The 17,651-nt window shown below is 64.9% G+C and carries 9 protein-coding genes; 8 read left to right on the plus strand and 1 reads right to left on the minus strand.

Annotated elements, in window-relative coordinates:
* Positions 1-57: 57 nt before the first annotated feature.
* Genes bcsP through PQR27_RS28860 form a run of 6 tightly spaced genes read left to right on the plus strand, consistent with a single transcriptional unit; the run spans position 58 to position 12,457 of the window.
* The gene (gene bcsP, locus PQR27_RS28835; RefSeq protein ID WP_408526995.1) at positions 58-1,002 is read left to right on the plus strand and encodes a cellulose biosynthesis protein BcsP; all 945 of its coding nucleotides are present in this window, start codon (positions 58-60) and stop codon (positions 1,000-1,002) included.
* Positions 999-1,787 (plus strand): cellulose biosynthesis protein BcsQ, encoded by a 789-nt coding sequence (gene bcsQ / locus PQR27_RS28840; protein WP_408526996.1) that lies wholly within the window; start codon positions 999-1,001, stop codon positions 1,785-1,787. The genes bcsP and bcsQ overlap by 4 nt, the downstream gene beginning before the upstream one ends.
* Positions 1,784-3,988, plus strand: coding sequence for a UDP-forming cellulose synthase catalytic subunit (gene bcsA, locus PQR27_RS28845; protein ID WP_408526997.1), 2,205 nt, complete (start codon positions 1,784-1,786; stop codon positions 3,986-3,988). Before bcsQ ends, bcsA begins: the two co-directional genes overlap by 4 nt.
* 3 nt (positions 3,989-3,991) lie before the next feature.
* On the plus strand, positions 3,992-6,532 hold the full coding sequence (bcsB, locus tag PQR27_RS28850) for a cellulose biosynthesis cyclic di-GMP-binding regulatory protein BcsB (protein ID WP_408526998.1): 2,541 nt from the start codon (positions 3,992-3,994) through the stop codon (positions 6,530-6,532).
* A 10-nt stretch (positions 6,533-6,542) separates the two neighbouring features.
* Positions 6,543-7,721: a cellulose synthase complex periplasmic endoglucanase BcsZ gene (gene bcsZ / locus PQR27_RS28855; RefSeq protein WP_408526999.1), complete on the plus strand. Its 1,179-nt coding sequence runs from the start codon at positions 6,543-6,545 to the stop codon at positions 7,719-7,721.
* Positions 7,712-12,457 carry a cellulose synthase subunit BcsC-related outer membrane protein gene (locus PQR27_RS28860; protein WP_408527000.1) on the plus strand — a complete coding sequence of 1,582 codons (4,746 nt, stop codon included), beginning with the start codon at positions 7,712-7,714 and terminating at the stop codon, positions 12,455-12,457. The genes bcsZ and PQR27_RS28860 overlap by 10 nt, the downstream gene beginning before the upstream one ends.
* A gap of 124 nt (positions 12,458-12,581) precedes the next feature.
* On the opposite strand, the gene tnpC is transcribed toward PQR27_RS28860, so the two are convergent.
* Positions 12,582-14,000, minus strand: a complete 1,419-nt coding sequence (gene tnpC, locus PQR27_RS28865) for an IS66 family transposase (RefSeq protein ID WP_408523875.1) — start codon at positions 13,998-14,000, stop codon at positions 12,582-12,584.
* A 517-nt stretch (positions 14,001-14,517) separates the two neighbouring features.
* On the opposite strand from tnpC, the gene PQR27_RS28870 reads away from it, so the two are divergent.
* Positions 14,518-15,588 (plus strand): IS30 family transposase, encoded by a 1,071-nt coding sequence (locus PQR27_RS28870; RefSeq protein ID WP_408523912.1) that lies wholly within the window; start codon positions 14,518-14,520, stop codon positions 15,586-15,588.
* 271 nt (positions 15,589-15,859) lie between these two features.
* Positions 15,860-17,401 (plus strand): methyl-accepting chemotaxis protein, encoded by a 1,542-nt coding sequence (locus PQR27_RS28875; protein ID WP_408527001.1) that lies wholly within the window; start codon positions 15,860-15,862, stop codon positions 17,399-17,401.
* Positions 17,402-17,651 lie beyond the last annotated feature (250 nt).

Below are 17,651 nucleotides of genomic sequence, written 5' to 3' on the forward strand. Positions count from 1 at the left end.
CGCGTGAAGTGGCAGCACCCAGGTTTTAGCGCCGCGAGCAAGAGTCAGGATCGGGGCATGGCAAGTCATGAACAAGACGGCGGCATTATGAGTTCATCCAGCGACATCGAAAAACTATTCGATCACTTTGGCGGCGACGCCAGCGCATACCAGGAAATCGGCCGCGAGAACGAAGCGCGCTCGGCGCGTACCCGTTGGCCCCTGCTGGTGACGCTGGACCTGACACAACCGGCGATCCCGGCGATCGGCCAGCGCAGCGAGGCCAGCCCTCGGGCGTTGCCGAAAGACGCGTCGCGCGAGGCCGTCGATCCCAAGGACACGACGCCCAAAGACGCCGCCTCGGTCACGCGCGCGAAAGCGCCGCTGTTCACCCGCTCGCATCGGCGCGACATTCCGCCGGTGGTCGTGGCCACGCCGTCTGCCGCGCCGCAGGGCGCCTCGCGTTTCGGCACGTTCGAAACGGAAGATGACAGCGCAGCACGAGCCGCGCTGGATGCGGCAGGCGCCGCACCGGTGCCGCCAGTGGTGGCGCAGGCCGCGCCGCTTGTGCACGTTGCTCCGGTTCCTCCCGTCATCCCCGTTGCGAGCGTCCCGCCAGCGGTTCAGTTTCGCGCGCCTGCCGCGTCGGCCAGACCCATTGCCACGCCCGCGGCCGCCGCAATGCCGGCAGCCGCGGGCGTGGGCACAGGCGCGCCCGCGTCGGCCTCAAACTGGGCACCAGCGCCCGCGCCGGCCCGGGCCTACGCAAGCGCGCCCGCTGCGCCTGCCGCCCCGGCCAGTCCCGCATCGATCCTCGGCAAGCTGTTCGCCGCGGAATCCAAAACCGAACCCGCGCCGCCGCAACCCGCTGCGCCCGCCGCCGAAGCGGCGCCGTTGCAAGCGGTTTTCGACCGTCTTCGCGGCTCGCCCGGTCAAACGTTTGCCAGGCCGGACAGTCCAACCCGCGCCGCTGTGCCCGCCCCCTCCAACTCGTGGCTGGTCAACGGCCCTCGTCGCTCATGAAAGTCATCGCGGTGGTGTCCGCCAAAGGCGGGGTCGGGAAAACCACTCTCGCCGCCAATCTCGCTTCCGTGCTGGCCAGCAGTGGCCGGCGTGTGATCGCCCTCGACCTCGACCCGCAGAACGCACTGCGCCTGCATTTCGGCGTGCCGCTCGACAGCGTCGACGGTTTGTCGCGCGCCACCCTGACGGGCGATCCCTGGCAAACGGTGATGTTCGACGGCGTGGACGGCGTGACCGTGCTGCCCTACGGCGCGCTGCTCGAAGACGACCGGCGCCGCTTCGAGGCGCATGTCGACCAGGACCCGAGATGGCTCGCGCAGGCCTTGCAGGCGTTGCGCCTCGACGCCGCCGACATCGTCATCATCGATACGCCGCCGGGTTCGTCCACCTATGTACGCACTGCGTTGAGCGCGGCCACCTTCACGCTGAACGTGGTCCTCGCCGACGCCGCCTCGTATGCGGCGATTCCGCTCATGGAACGGCTGATCAGCGCTTACGCGGCGCCGCGCCCCGAGTTCGGCGGTGAAGGCTACGTGATCAACCAGATCGACCAGTCGCGCCAGCTGACCAAAGACGTGCTCAAGGTCTTGCGCCAGATGCTCGGCGACAAGCTGTTCCCCGGCGTGATCCATCTGGACGAAGGCGTGAGCGAGGCACTCGCCTGCGACACCACGCTGATCCACTACGATCCGCTCAGCCAGGCGGCCGCCGATTTTCGCGCGTGCGGCAACTGGCTGATGGCGGCGGTCGACGCGATTGCCGTCTCGCCGAGGAACGTCGCATGAGTACGCCCCGTTCGCCGGGACTCGAACCCGCCAACCCGTCGCGGCTCGAAAGCTTCGTCGACGCGCGCTTCTGGAACAGCCGCATTGTGACCGGCGCCGTCACGCTGTTCGCGCTGGCCATGCTGTACTTCGTGTTCACCGTGCCGCTCGCGTTCTACGAGCAGCTGATGTTCGCGACCTGCTGCTTTGTCACCGCGCTGTGGTTCCGCCGCCTGCCGGGCCGTTACGCGACGATGGTGATGATCATGCTCTCGGTGGTCACCTCGGGCCGCTATATGTACTGGCGGCTGACCGCGACCACGTACTGGGAACATCCGCTCGACGCCGCGTGGGGGCTGCTGCTGGTGGCGGCGGAAGTCTATTCGACCGTCGTGCTGCTGCTCGGCTACTTCCAGACCGCATGGCCGCTCAAGCGCACGCCGATGCCGCTGCCCGCTTCGCGCGACCAGTGGCCGACCGTCGACGTATTCATTCCAACCTACAACGAGCCGCTCTCGGTGGTGAAGCCCACCATCTTCGCCGCGCTGGCGCTCGACTATCCGGCGGACAAACTGTCGATCCACGTACTCGACGACGGCCGCCGCCCAGAGTTCAAGGCGTTCTGCGAGGAAGTCGGCGTCAACTGGACGATTCGCACGCATAACCGCCACGCGAAAGCCGGCAATATCAATGAAGCGTTGAAGATCACCCAGGGCGAGTACCTCGCGATCTTCGATTGCGATCACATTCCGACCCGCTCGTTCCTGCAGATCGGCCTCGGCTGGTTCCTGCGCGACAAGCTGCTGTCGATGCTGCAAACGCCGCACCACTTCTTTTCCGCCGATCCGTTCGAGCGCAATCTCGGCACCTTCCGTAAGGTGCCGAACGAAGGCGAACTGTTCTACGGCCTCGTGCAGGACGGCAACGACTTGTGGAACGCAACCTTCTTCTGCGGTTCGTGCGCGCTGCTGCGCCGGAGCATGGTCGAAGAGATTGGCGGCATCGCGGTCGAAACCGTCACGGAAGACGCACACACCGCGCTGAAACTGCACCGCCTCGGCTACACCACCGCCTATCTGGCGATTCCACAGGCGGCCGGTCTCGCCACGGAAAGCCTGTCCGGCCACATCGGCCAACGGATTCGCTGGGCGCGCGGCATGACGCAGATTTTCCGGATCGACAATCCGCTGACCGGCAAGGGCCTGAAAATCGGCCAGCGCCTGTGCTATCTGAACGCGATGATGCACTTCTTCTACGGCATCCCGCGTCTGGTGTTTCTCACCGCGCCGCTGTCGTACCTGTTTTTTGGCGCGCACGTGATCGAAGCCGCCGCGAGCACGATCGCGATTTACGCGCTGCCGCACATGATGCACGCGAGCATCACCAACTCGCGCATGCAGCGCTCGTTTCGGCATTCGTTCTGGGCCGAAGTGTATGAATCGGTGCTGGCTTCCTACATCACCGCGCCAACGCTGCTCGCGCTGATCAACCCGAAGCTCGGCAAATTCAACGTGACGGCCAAGGGCGGCCAGATCGAGAAGAACTATTTCGACTGGGCAATCTCGCGGCCGTACCTGTTCCTGCTGCTGCTGAACCTGATCGGCTTCTGCGTGGGCATCGTGCATATCTATCTGAACTGGCACATCCGCAGCGAGGTGAACACCACCATCCTGAACCTCGGCTGGACCACCTACAACATGCTGATTCTCGGCGCGAGCGTGGCGGCGGCGAGCGAGCGCCGGCAGATTCGCGCGGTGCACCGCGTGGCGATGCAGATGCCGGTGATGCTGAAATTTTCGACCGGCCGCACGCTCGCCTGCGAAACCATCGACTACTCGGAAGGCGGCGTCGGCGTGGCGCTGCCGGCCAAAATCGAAGTGCCGATGCACGAACGCGTGACCGTCTCGCTGTTTCGCGGCGACGAGGAGTACGCCTTCCCCGCGACCGTCGGCTTCACGGCGCCGGGCCGCGTGGGCCTGCGCTTCTCGGCGATGACGCGCGAGCAGGAGTACGAGTTCGTCAAGACCACTTTCGCGCGCGCCGACGCCTGGACCGGCTGGGCCGAAGGGCGCGAGCAGGACACCCCGCTGCGGGGTCTGTCGCATGTGCTGACGGTCGGGGCGCGCGGCATCGCCGGGCTCTTCGAACATCTGTATGCCGACCTTCGAAGCTCGATGAAAAGCCGTCCGGTGGACGTCAAAAAGCTAAAAACCAAAGACTGATCTATGGGCAACAGGATGGCGAAGGGAAACATCGAACGCTCGAATCACGAGCGCAGTGGGATGGAATCCGGGACCTGGCTATCCGGCCGTCCCCGAACCCGCGGTTTGATGCGCGGCCTCGCGTGCTGGCTCGCGTTGCAGACCGCATTGGCGGCGCCGCTGGCGGCGGCGGCCGAAGTCGCTGCGGCGGCGTTGAGCAGTTCGGGCTCCGGCACAGCCGCAGCAGCACAGGCCGCCGTCGCAACCGGCGTGGGCAGCGTGCCCGCGCCGAGCGCCGCCGTGCCGTTCGACCCGAACGCGATCACGCAGGCACCGTTGGCCACGCCGACGCCCGCGCTCGCCGCGTCGTCGGTCAAAGCGCTGGGCGTCAGGACGCCGACCACCGCCGAACCGGGCACGCTGGTGCCGGGCGGCCGCCGTCAGACGCTGACCTTCGCCGACCTCGGCGCGCTCGATCCGCTGCAACTGCGCGGCACCGACGGCCAGAACGGCGTCGCGTTCTCCGTGCGTGGCGACGAAGTGGTGACCGGCGCGATCCTGCATCTGGTCTACAGCTATTCGCCGGCGTTGCTGCCGAATATCTCGCAGCTCAAGGTGCTGGTGAACGGCGAAGTGGCCGCCACCCTGCCCGTGCCACACGAACAGGCCGGCATGCTGGTGGCGCGCGACGTCTCGATCGATCCGCGCTTCATTACCGAGTTCAACCACCTGAACGTGCAGTTGATCGGCCACTACACGACGAGCTGTGAAGACCCGGCGAATTCGTCGTTGTGGGCCACCGTCAGCAATGCGAGTTCGCTGGATATGAGCTACGCGTCGCTCGCCAGCAAGCCGGATCTCGCGGCCTTGCCGCAACCGTTCTTCGACCGTCGCGACGTGCGCCGGCTCGAACTGCCGTTCGTGTTTGCGCAAAAGCCCGGCGCGGGCACGCTCGAGGCGGGCGGCATCGTGGCGTCCTGGTTCGGCGCGCTCGCCGGTTATCGCGGCGCGTTGTTTCCGGCGCAACTGGACAACCCGCCGCTGTCGGGCAATGCGGTGGTGTTCGCGACCTCCGACCAGCGTCCCGCAGGCGTGACGATTCCGGCGATTTCCGGGCCGACCATCGCGGTAGTCGATCGCGACGCGCCGGCGCGCGGCAAACTGCTGCTCGTGCTCGGCCGCACCGAAGCCGAACTGAAGACCGCCGCCCGCGCGCTCGGCATCGGCCAGAACACGCTGACGGGCCCAAGCGCGACGATCACGCAGTTGAATGAACTTGCACCGCGCGCGCCATACGACGCGCCGACCTGGCTGCCGACCAACCGTCCGGTGCGTTTCGGCGAGCTTGCCGACGCGCGCGATCTGACCGTATCCGGCTACGACGCCGACGCCGTGCGCGTGAATCTGCGCGTGCCACCCGATCTGTTCATGTGGCACACCAAGGGCGCGCCGATCGATCTGCGCTACCGCTACACGGTGCGCCCGCTGCGCGATCGCTCGTCGCTGAACGTGAGCGTGAACAACGGCTTCGTGCAGGCCTTGCCGATTCCGGCCGAGTCGGCCTCGGTGTTCGAACTGAGCCATTACTTCGCGCGCGTGTTGCCGGACAAGACCGCCGAAGCGCGCCGCACCGTGCATATTCCGCCGCTGCTGCTGACGCCGCGCGCGCAGGTGCGCCTGCACTTCTTCTACGACATTCCGAATACCGGCGAATGCCACGGCCGCCTGCTGGACAACGTGGTCGGCGCGATCGATCCGAACTCGACCATCGACCTGTCGTCGTTCCCGCACTACATGGCGTTGCCCGATCTGGCGGCGTTCGCCAATAGCGGTTTCCCGTTCACGCGCATGGCCGACCTCTCCGAGACCGCGGTGATCCTGCCGAACGAGGCCGATTCGAGCGACTACAGCCTGTATCTGCTGACCATGGGCCGCATGGGCGCATCGACGGGTTATCCGGTGACCGGCGTGACCGTCGGCACCGCGGATAGCGTCGATCAATACGCCAATAAAGACCTGCTGCTGTTCGGCGCGCCGGGCCGCCAGCCGCTGCTGCAACGCTGGGCCAAGTCGATGCCGTTCTCCAGCGACGGCGATTCGCGCACCTTCCAGCTCTCCGATATCGTCTTCAAACTCGAAGACTGGTGGCATGGCGAACGCGGCGTCGAGCGTGCGCCGGCGCGGGCCGATCTGACGCTGGTGAGTTCGAACGGCGCCGCCCTGCTGACGGGCTTCGAGTCGCCGTTGCAGAAGAACCGCAGCGCTGTCGCGCTGGTGAGCGCGGCGGGCCAGTCGGACGCCGATCTGTCCGCCGCCCTGCTCGACGCCGACGTGCTGCCGCAGATTCAAGGCGCGATGGCGGTGATCCACGGCCGCACCGTCACGATCACGTCGAACGGTGAGGCGTATTACGTCGGCCATCTGTCGCCGCAGGAATATCTGCGCTGGGCGCTCTCGTCGCATCCGCTGCTATTGATGCTGGGCGGTGTCGTCGCCGCGCTGATCATCGCGGGCCTGTTCTACCGGACGCTGCGCTCGATCGCCGCGCGCCGCCTGAAGGAATAATAGGACTGATATGCGGGTTCGAATCAACACGACGTGCGTGGCGCTGACGCTGGGGCTGGCGGCGTCCACGAGTTTCGCCAGTCTGATGAAGGTCGCCCAGACCACCGCCGCGCCGGGTGCGTGTGGTGACTGGAGCGGCTACCGCAGTTTCGTCGAACGCTTCGTGCAGGCCGATGGCCGCGTGATCGACTATTCCACGCCGGCCCAGCAAACCACCTCGGAAGGACAGTCGTACGCGATGTTTTTCGCGTTGGTCGCGAACGACCGCGCGAGCTTCGACCGCCTGCTCAACTGGACCCGCACCAACCTCGCGGGCAATCAGTTCGACGTGCAGAACATGCGTCTGCCGTCGTGGCAATGGGGCAGGAAGCCGGATGGCTCGTACGGCGTGCTCGATCCCAACTCTGCTTCGGATTCCGACTTGTGGATCGCCTACGATCTGCTGCAAGCCGGCCGTCTGTGGCGCGACCCGAGTTATACGCAACTGGGCGAAGCGCTCGCCGCGCAGATCGCGCGTGAGGAAATGACCACGCTGCCGGGCGTCGGCCCGATGCTGCTGCCCGGACCGCAGGGCTTCAAAACCGGCGGCGTAACGCGCCTGAACCCGAGCTATCTGCCGTTGCCGGTGCTGCGCGCGCTCGCTCGCGAACTGCCGAACGGCCCGTGGGCCAAACTCGCCGACAGCGCGTACAAGCTCATCAAGACCACCGCGCCGCTGGGCTTCGCGCCCGACTGGGCCGCCTGGCAAAACGGCCAGTTCGTGGTCGATCCAAAAAACGGCGACACCGGCAGCTACGACGCGATCCGCGTCTACCTGTGGGCCGGTCTCGCCTCGCCCGCCGACCCGCTCGCGAAGCCGTGGCTCGCGGCCCTCGGCGGCATGCGCGCGAGGGTTGCGCAGACCGGCATTCCGCCTGAAAAGGTCTCGTCCACCACCGGCACCGCCAGCGGCGAAGGCCCGCTGAGCTACTGGGGCGCGCTCGCGCCGTACTTCAAGGCGCTCGGCGACGAGCATGGCCTCGGTCTCGCGCGCACCCATCTGGCCGCGCTCGACGTCGGCGTGCCGGGCCGCGAAGCTGTCTATTACGATCGTGTGCTGGGCTTGTTCGGCACCGGATTCATCGACGGCCGCTATCGCTTCGACGAAGCCGGCCGTCTCGTGCCGAGTTGGAGAAACGCATGCGATTGAGCGCCCTCGCGTTGTCATTGCGCTTCGCGCTGAGCCTCACGGCCGTCTGCTGCGTGGCGACGGTTTCACCTGACGCGCTGGCGCAGGACTCGAAAGATCCGCTGAGCGTGCTGATCGACCAGGGCAAGTACTGGCAATCGCACCAGCGCGGTGACCTTGCCGAGCAGGCCTGGCAGAAGGTGCTGCGCATCGATCCGAAGCAGCCCGACGCGCTGTTCGGCATGGGCATGGTACTCGCCGACCGCAAGGACGGCGCCGGCGCGCAGCAATATCTGGCGCGTCTGAAGGCGGCCGCGCCGAACTATCCGAATCTGGACGAGTTGGGCCGACGGCTCGGTGAATCGAGTGTGCGCGACCAGACCGTGAACGACGCGCGGCGGCTGGCGCAAAGCGGCCAGAGCGCGAGCGCGGTGCAGCAATATCAGCGCGCGCTGAACAGCAAACCGGCGACACCCGAGTTGCAACTCGAGTACTACCAGGCACTCTCGGCCACGCCGCAAGGCTGGGACCAGGCGCGCCGCGGCCTCGAACAGCTTGCCCGCGATAATCCCGACGACCCGCGTTACGCCCTCGCCTACGCCCAGCATCTGACCTATCGCGACGTGACCCGCCGCGACGGTATTGCACGGCTGCAGAAGCTGGCCGGCGACAGCACGGTCGGTGCGTCGGCGAAAAAGAGCTGGCGCCAGGCACTGTTGTGGCTCGACGCACGGCCGTCGGACGCCGCGCTCTACCAGGCCTATCTGCAAACCGCCCCCGATGACGCCGCGGTCAAGGCGCGCTTCGATTCGATGGTTCAGCAGGACAAGGCCGCGCGTGATCGCTCGCAGGAAAGCGCCGCCGTCGATTCGCGAGGCCGCACCATCGCCGACGGCTTCGCTGCGCTCGATCGTGGCGACCTCGTCACCGCGCGCGCGAAGTTTTCGTCGGTGCTGGCCAATAGCCCGAACGATACCGACGCGCTCGGCGGCATGGGGATTGCCGCGTTGAAGCAGGAGCATTTCGCCGAAGCGCGCAATTATCTGGAGCGCGCGTCGCGCAGCGGCAATCCGGCGCGCTGGAAAGCCGCGCTCGACAGCGCGACTTACTGGACCTATACCAGCGACGCAATCGGCGCGCGCAGCAACGGCGAGTTCGCGAAGGCGAAGTCGCTGTTCGAACGCGCGATCGCGACGAATCCATCCGACGTCACCGCTCAAGTGCTGCTCGGCGAAATGTTGCTGGCGAACGGCGACCCCGCCGGCGCCGAACAGGCGTACCGGATGGCGCTGCGCCGCCAGGCCGACAACCCCGATGCGATTCGCGGCCTCGTCGGCTCGCTGGCCGCGCAAGGCCGTGGCGACGAAGCGCTGCAATTCGCCAATCAGCTGAACGCCGAACAGCAGTCGAAGGCCGGCGGCATCAACCGTCTGCGTGGCGAAGCGCAGGCGGCGCAGGCGCGCGCGGCCGAAGCGCGCGGCGATCTGGGCAGCGCGCGCAGTCTGTTCGAAGATGCGCTGCTGAATACGCCCGACGATCCATGGCTGCGCCTCGACCTCGCGCGCATTTACGTGCGCCAGGGTGCGGTCGCGAATGCCCGCAGCATGATGGACGGCCTGCTGGCCGCGCATCCCGACATGACCGACGCGTTGTATGCGAGCGCGTTGCTGGCGGCGGAAACCCAGGACTGGGCAGCGGGTCTCGCGCAACTCGAACGGATTCCGGTCGCGCAACGCACCGACGCGATGACCATTTTGCAGCACCGTTTGTGGGTGCATCAGCAGGCCGACATTGCGACGCGCCTCGCGCGCAACGGCCAGACGCAGCAGGCACTGGCAATCCTGCACGGCGCCGAACCGGTTGCCGGCAACAGCCCCGAACTGATCGGCGTGCTCGCCACCGGCTATCAGCAGGCGGGCGACCCGAACCGCGCGCTGAGCCTCGTGCGCGGCGCGATGAATGCCGCGCCCGGCAATACCGATCTGCTGCTGCAATACGCGGGTATTCTGTCCGCCACGCAGCAGGAGGCCGAGCTCGGCATGGTGATGCGACGGCTCGCGTCGATGCCGTTGACGCCGCAGCAACGCACGGATTTCGGCAATCTGAATCTGGGCATCGTCATCAAACAGTGCGATGCGGTGCGCCTGCGCGGCGACCTCGCCAGCGCCTATGACGTGATCGCGCCGTGGCTCGCGGCGATGCCCGACAACCCCGATCTGCAAGCCGCCCTTGGCCGCCTCTATTCGAGCGCGGGCGACGACCGCAATGCGCTCGCCAGCTATCGCGTCGCGCTGCAGCGCAAGCCTGACGACCTGAACCTGCTGCAAGCGACGATCCCCGCCGCGGTCGGCGCCAAACAGTTCAGCTACGCCGAATCGCTCGCCAATCAGGCGCTCGCCGCGGCGCCCGGCGATCCGGGCGTGCTGGCTACCGTCGGCCGCATGTATCGCGCGGAGGGCAAGCTGTCGCTCGCGTCGACTTATCTGCAACGCTCGCTGGTCGCGGCCAATACGCCGCTGATGAGCAATGCTCGCGCAAACGCGAACACGTCGGGCAATGTGCCGCGCGGCTGGGAAGTCGCGATGCGGCGGATCGGCGCGACGCCGTTGCCGGGCACCAATCCCTTCGAAGGCAAAACCGCCACGGCCGCGCCGGCCGACGCCGAGAACGCCGCGCGCGCCTCGCTCCCGCAGTCCTCCTTGCCGACACAAACCGTGCCGAACTATCCGCCGCCCTCGCCGCCCGCGCCTTATGTTGCGCCCTATGTGGCCCCCTATGCGACGCCCGCGCAGCCGTACGCGCCGAATCCCGCGCCCTCCGCCGTTCCCTATAACGCGCCACCTCCGGGCGCCAACTCAGGGGGCTATGGCCAGGAGAGCTATGGGTCGAGCCAGTCGGGCGCGCCGTTGCAGCCGTATCCGGGTCAAGGCCAGCAGTCGATGCAAACGCAAATGCCGCCGATGCAGCAGGCACCGCAGCAGCCGTACAACGCGCCTTATCCGCAGCAGGCGCCGTATGGCGCGCCGGACGGTTCCACGGCAACGCCATGGCCGATGTCGCCGGCTGCGCGCGAAGCGCAGGCCAATACGGGTTCGATGCAGCAACCGCGCTCGACGGGTTCGACTGCGACCGCGAACTCAAAACGCTCGACCAGCAAGAAGCAAAGCGCGTCGACCAGCAAGCGCAATGCGCCAACCTATGCTCAAGCGCCGTACGCGCAGCAGCAAGGTTATGCGCAGCAGCCGTATGCCGGCCAGCAGCCTTATCCGCAACAGCAACAGGCCTACGCTCAGCAGCCTTATCAACCGTATCCGCCGCCGCAGCAGCAGCAGGCCTATGGTCAGCAGCCTTACCAGCCCTATCCGCCACAGCAGGCGTATCCGAACCAGGGCTCCGGCTACTACGCTCAGCAGCAACAGCCGTACATTCCGCAGCCGCCGACCGGTTACGCCCAGCCGTATTACCCGCAGCAGCCGGGCGCGAACGGCAATGGCGGCAACTATGCGGCGTCGAACGTTGCGAACACGCAGACGCTTGGCGTTGCCGAAGAGCTTGCGCAGATCAATCGCGAGCAGGCGAGCACCGTGTCGGGCGGGATCGTATTTCGCAACCGTTCTGGCGAAGACGGCCTCTCGACGCTCACCGATATCGAGGCGCCGGTGCAGGGCCGCATCAAGGCCGGCAATGGTCACGTTGTCGTGACGGCCACGCCGGTTACGCTCGATGCCGGCACGGCGGCGGGCAATGTGTCGACGCTCGCGCGTTTCGGCGCGGGGCTCTCCAACAGCACGTCTGAATCGGCGGCGATTGCCGGCACGAATACGTATGGCAACCAGACTGCGAGTGGCGTCGGTTTGTCGCTCGGTTATGAGGGCCGCGGCATTAACGCCGATATCGGTGTGACGCCGATTGGCTTTCGCGAGACGAACATCGTAGGTGGCGCGCAATATAGCGGCGCCATAACGGACAAGGTGACGTATTCGCTGGCGATTGCGCGCCGCGCGGTGACGGACAGCCTGCTGTCTTACGCTGGCGCGCGCGACTCCGGGTCCGGTCTCGAATGGGGCGGCGTGACTTCGAACGGCGGCCTTGCCAGCCTTGCATGGGACGACGGCACCAGCGGCCTGTACGCGAACGCCGCGTATCAGCATTATCAGGGCACGCACGTGGCGAGCAACAACGCCGTCAAGGGTGGCGGCGGTGTTTACACACGCGTGTTGAAGGATGCCGATCAGACGTTGACGGTCGGGGTGAACACGACGCTGATGGGCTACAACAATAATCTGTCGTACTTCACATATGGACAGGGCGGCTATTTCAGCCCGCAACAGTATGTGATCCTGAATCTGCCGATTGAATGGACTGGGCGCAATGGTGCGTTCACGTACGACGTGAAAGGCTCGATTGGCGTGCAGCATTACCGGCAGGACGCGTCGAATTATTTCCCGCTCAACGATAATTCTGGCCGCCAGGATGCGGCGGCGGCGAATGCTGCTTTTGTTGGGACGGGTGTGGATAGTGGTGCTGTTTATCCTGGACAGAGCAAGACTGGGGTCTCGTATTCGCTGAGTGCCGTTGGAGAGTATCAGTTGGCGCCGCAACTGGCGTTTGGGGCGACTGCGTCGCTGGGGAATGCGTATGAATATCGCGAGTGGCTCGCGGCTGTTTATGTACGGTATAGCTTTAGCAAGCAGACGGGCTTGCAGCCGTTTCCGCCGGCGCCTTTGAGTTCGCCTTATCTGTCTTTGTCTAATTGAGGTTTGTGCCTTTGGCGGCGGCATTTTTGCTGGATGCCTATGGCGTTGGCTGTTTCTTTTGCTCTTGGTTTATTAGCGTTCCCCCTGTGCGGGGGGGCACCTACTTTTCTTTGCCGCCGCGTAACTATTCAGCAGCAGCCAGAGGCGAAACGACGAACCCCGCGAAGCTCAGGGCCAGCGCATTGATGAGCGAACGGCCCTGTTTGCGTAGGGTAGCGAGGTAGGAGCGGATCGTGCAGAACGCCTGCATGCCCGACTCTGCGCGGAAGCATCCGGAGATTTTCTGTTTGAGTTTGGGCATGCGGATATCGCGTTCGGCCTGGTTGTTGTCGAATGGTACGCGGTACTCCGTAATGAAGCGCCACACCTCGCGCACGTGCGTGCGCAGGCGCGCGAGCAGGTTGTAGGTGAAGCTTTGCCTGACCCTGCCGCGGCGTTCCTTGCGGGTCGGCTCGCGCGCCTGCCGCGGATTGAGCCTTCGCGCCTGGGCAAGCAGTGCCCCGTTGCGTCGCCTGTAGTAGCGTTGACGCGGCTCATCCAGCGCTGTGGCGCCCGCGGCCTGACTGAGCTGAACTTCCCGCTTTGCCTGGCAAAGCAGGTCGATCATCTGCTGGGCCCACGGTTGCTCCGTGGACTCCAGCACAAAGACCAGTTCGCGCAGATGGTGTGCATTGCATAGTGCATGTTCACACTCGTAGCGCGCGTAGGGCCCCCAGCCGTCATGTACCGCGATTCCCGGAAAGCCAGGCAGAATGCCGAAGCTGTCCAGCGCCTCACTACCACGCTTGCGGTGTGAGCCATACCAGCTCAACGCGCCGGTCGAGGCGACGTGCAGCCAGTAAGGCGTGCGTCCTACGCGCATGCTGCTCTCATCGAAATGCACCACGGGCTGCTCGCGCAGCGTCTGCCTGATCTGTTCAACCGCTGGCGCCAGCAACCGGGCCGCCTGATCAATGCTGTGCTGCACGGTACCCGTACTCACATGCAGGCCAAACAGATCCGCCAGCGCCTGGGCGGTACGCGCAACCGGCAACTGCTGGTATTGCGTCAGATAGACCGCAGCGGCGCGCACCTGAGGACCATACTGAACCGCCTGGCTCACGCCCTCGGGAAACGCGCCTGAATGGTGCTTGCCGCAGCGGCACTGCGCGATCTGCACGCGATGCTCGGTCACCTCAAGGCGCGTGGGCGGCAGATCGATCACCTGACGACCTTCAGGCAGCACGGTGATGTGAGCGCAGTCGATCCGCTGTCCACAGGCGTCGCACACCGGCGCCACCGGATGAATCTCGATGTGATCGGGCTGCGCCACGCGTTTGAGCGTCTTCCCCGGGTGCCCGGGCTGCGCGCCGGGCTTTGCGCCGCTCGTGCCGCGCAATGACTTCGGCTTGCGCCTGGGCCCATCGCCTGACGGTGGTTTGCTGGAGTTATGACTGTCCTTCTCAAGCTTCGCCTCAAGCTCGTTCAGACGTCTCACCAGATCAACGATGAGCGCGTCCTTCTGCTCCGGTGTCAGGTCCTTGATGTCGGGCATCTTCGTCATGTCCTTCACTATGCACGGCCTGCCTCAGGTTTACAACAGCTGAATAGTTACGCCGCCGCAAAGAAAAGTAGGCAAAAGAAAGCGGCTCCAACCGCCAACATTTAAGCGGCTCCCCTGGCTTGGAGGGGATCGTGGCTCCGTAGAGATTGGGCCTGTGCACCTTCTGGCCGGAGTGACCAGGCCGTCATACCTCCGGCGGCGCTGCGCGCGCCCGGGCGGTACTTCACAAAACCAATCGGTGTTTTCGGCGCCTCGCCGAGGCGAAGCCGATGGCCCCCGCTACGCGCAAACGAAGCTCCCGGTTTCCCTGGCAGACCCGTCCGCGACGCACGTAGTGCGGAGTGGGAGCGGATGACGGCTGTGTCACAGACACTAATGGACCGAGGTGTGATCCGTTAATCGCACCACAATCCCCTCCAAGCTAGGGGACCCACTTAAGAATTGGCGGTGTGAGCCGCTTTCTTTTGCCTGGCGGTTTCAAAATACAAGTGCAACAGCATCAGTTAGGATGCGTGGCATGGGAAAAATATACGAACATCTGAGCGCCGAAGAGCGCGGCGTGATCTTTGCGATGAAGCTCGAGGACCGTACGACAAGCGAGATTGCGCTGGTATTGCAACGTTCGCGCAGTACGATCAGCCGGGAGTTGAGGCGCAATAACTGGAAGCCGAAGCACGAACGCAGCGCGCTGGGCAGGCCCCCGGTTGCGGGTGGATACAATGCGACTTCCGCCGGGCGCCGGGCGACGCAGCTTCGCCACAAGCCGCGTCGTGAGCGCAAGCTACGGCCTGAGGGAAGCCTGTGGAGTGAAGTGCGTGAGCATCTGGACGAGTGTCACTCGCCTGAGCAGATTTCTGCCGAACTCAAACGTAATCATCCGGACAAGCCCGCCTTGAACGCGTCGCATGAAACCATCTACAAGGCCATCTATGCGATGCCGCGCGGCGAGCTCAGGCGCGAGCTGGTAGGCCTGTTAAGACAGGGGCGTAGCGCGCGCAGGCCGCGCACGCGAGGCGAGGACCGGCGCGGCAAGCTGGTCGATATGGCAAGCATCCATATCCGGCCTCCCGAGGCCAATGAGCGGCTGATTGCCGGTCATTGGGAAGGCGATCTGATCAAGGGCGCGGGCAACGGCTCAGCCGTGGGCACGCTGATTGATCGCAGCACGCTGTTCGTGATGCTGGTGAAGATGGAAGACAGCACCGCAGAAGCCGCGTTGAAAGGCTATAGCGCCGCGTTTGCGCCGCTGGATCCGCAACTGCTCAAGACCCTGACTTACGATCAGGGCAAGGAAATGGCGCTGCACAGAAAGCTGGCAGAGGCAACCGGTATCAAGGTCTACTTCTGCGATCCGCATAGCCCCTGGCAACGCGGAATCTGCGAGAACACCAACGGGCTGCTGCGCCAGTTCCTGCCCAAGGGAGCCGACCTGTCAAAGTTCTCGCAGCGCGAGCTTGATGCCATTGCTCTGAACCTGAACCGGCGTCCTCGCAAAACCCTTGGATGGCGCAGGCCTGGAGAGGTCTTCATTGATAACTGCGCAAAGCAGGGTATTGTTATCGACCCCGCTGTTGCACTTGGTATTTGAAACCGCCCCTACTTTTCTTTGCGGCGGCAAAGAAAAGTAGGTGCCCCCCCGCACAGGGGGAACGCTAATAAACCAAGAGCAAAAGAACCAGCCAACGCCGTAGGCACACAGCAAATAGTGCCGCCGCCAAAGGCAAAACCACACCTCAAGGGTTTCCCCTGCTCCACCCAAAGCAAAACCCCGCCGTAAACCCCAGTAACGAACAAACCCCCTCGCGGCAAGCGACCACCCCCTAGCCAGACCATTTTGCGCAAGCAAAAACCCAACTGCTATGACTTTGAATAAAAAACTGGCCTCAATGATCGCCGTCCTCTGGGCCGGCCTGATCCTGATCGGCGGCTTCGGTGCATGGCAAAACCGCGCGTCGATGATCTCCGACCGCCGCGATCAACTGACCTCGCTGATCGACCAGGCCAACCACATCGTCAACCGCTACTACACGCTAGCGCAACAACACACGATCACCGAACAGGAAGCCAAAAAGCAGGCGCTCGAAACCATCGCCACCATGCGTTATGGCAAAGACGGCTACATCTCCATCAACGACTCGCAGCCCGTCATGCTGATGCACCCGATCAAGCAGGACATGGTCGGCAAAAACCTGGCGCAGTTCGCCGACCCGGCGGGCCACCATCTGTTCGTCGATATCGTCAACGCGGGCAATCGCGACGGCGGCGGCTTCGTCGATTATCTGTGGGCCAAGCCGGGTAGCGACCAACCCGTCGCCAAAACCAGCTACGCCATCCACTTCGCACCGTGGGACTGGTATCTCGTCACCGGCATGTATATGGACGACGTGCAGCAGGCGTTCTACGCCAATCTGCTACGCTGGCTCGTCATCACCGTAACGCTCGGCGCGATCGCGACGGCCGTCATGCTGCTGGTCCTGCGCAGCATCCGCCGCACACTCGGCGGTGAACTGGAAGTCGCGGTCGAAGCCGCCCAGCTCATGGCGCGCGGCAACCTGGCCACGCGCGTGCCGCTGCAGTCGAACCACACAGGCAGCCTGCTGCATGCACTCCACACCATGCAGGCCGGTCTCGTCGACACCGTGTCGCGCGTGCGCCAGGGCACCGAGAACATCAACATCGGTGCAACCGAAATCGCCGCCGGCAACACGGATCTCTCGCAACGCACTGAAGAACAGGCCGCAGCACTCGTCGAAACCGCATCGAGCATGGATCAGATGACGGTCAACGTGAAGCAGAACGCCGACAGCGCGCTGCAGGCCGCGCAACTCGCCGGCCAGGCAGCGGATGTCGCCACGCGCGGCAGCCGAGTGGTCGACGACGTGGTCCGCACGATGGGCGAAATCACCAGCAGCTCGCGGCAGATCGGCGACATCATCGGCGTGATCGACGGCATCGCGTTCCAGACCAACATCCTCGCGCTCAACGCAGCCGTCGAAGCGGCCCGTGCGGGCGAACAGGGCCGCGGCTTCGCCGTGGTCGCCGCGGAAGTGCGCAGCCTCGCGCAACGCTCGGCCACGGCCGCGAAGGAAATCAAGGCGTTGATCGAAACCTCGACGGGTACCGTCGAAGCCGGCGCGTCGCTAGTGGCCAACGCCGGTTCGACCATGGGCGAGATCGTGCAGTCGGTGCGCCGCGTCAATGAAATCCTCGAGGAGATCAGCAACGCGTCGCGCGAACAGAGCGCGGGCATCGAGCAGGTCAATCGCGCGGTCGGCGAAATGGATCAGGTCACGCAACAGAACGCCGCGCTCGTCGAACAAGCCGCGGCCGCCGCCCATTCGCTGAAGGATCAGGTAGGCGTGCTGCGTGAAGCCATCTCGAGTTTCGCCCTGCCGGCCTGAGGCGATTTTCGCCAACCATCGTCACGCTCTAAAACGAGCAGGCAAAAAAGAAGGCGCTCGACAGGCGGAGAGCGCCTCTTAACACGCCGCGTCGGAGTCGACGCATTAATCGAACGAATCAGCCGCGTGGATTTTTTAAATCCCCGCGGTTTTTTTGTGCCCGTCTACACCGTCGCCGCGCCCGGCGATGCGTTGCCCGGCCACCCTCCGCGTGCGAGGCTCTCGCATCATGATTACGTTACACTTACAT

This window comes from Paraburkholderia fungorum, assembly GCF_046027215.1.
GTDB classification, from domain to species: Bacteria; Pseudomonadota; Gammaproteobacteria; order Burkholderiales; family Burkholderiaceae; genus Paraburkholderia; species Paraburkholderia fungorum_D.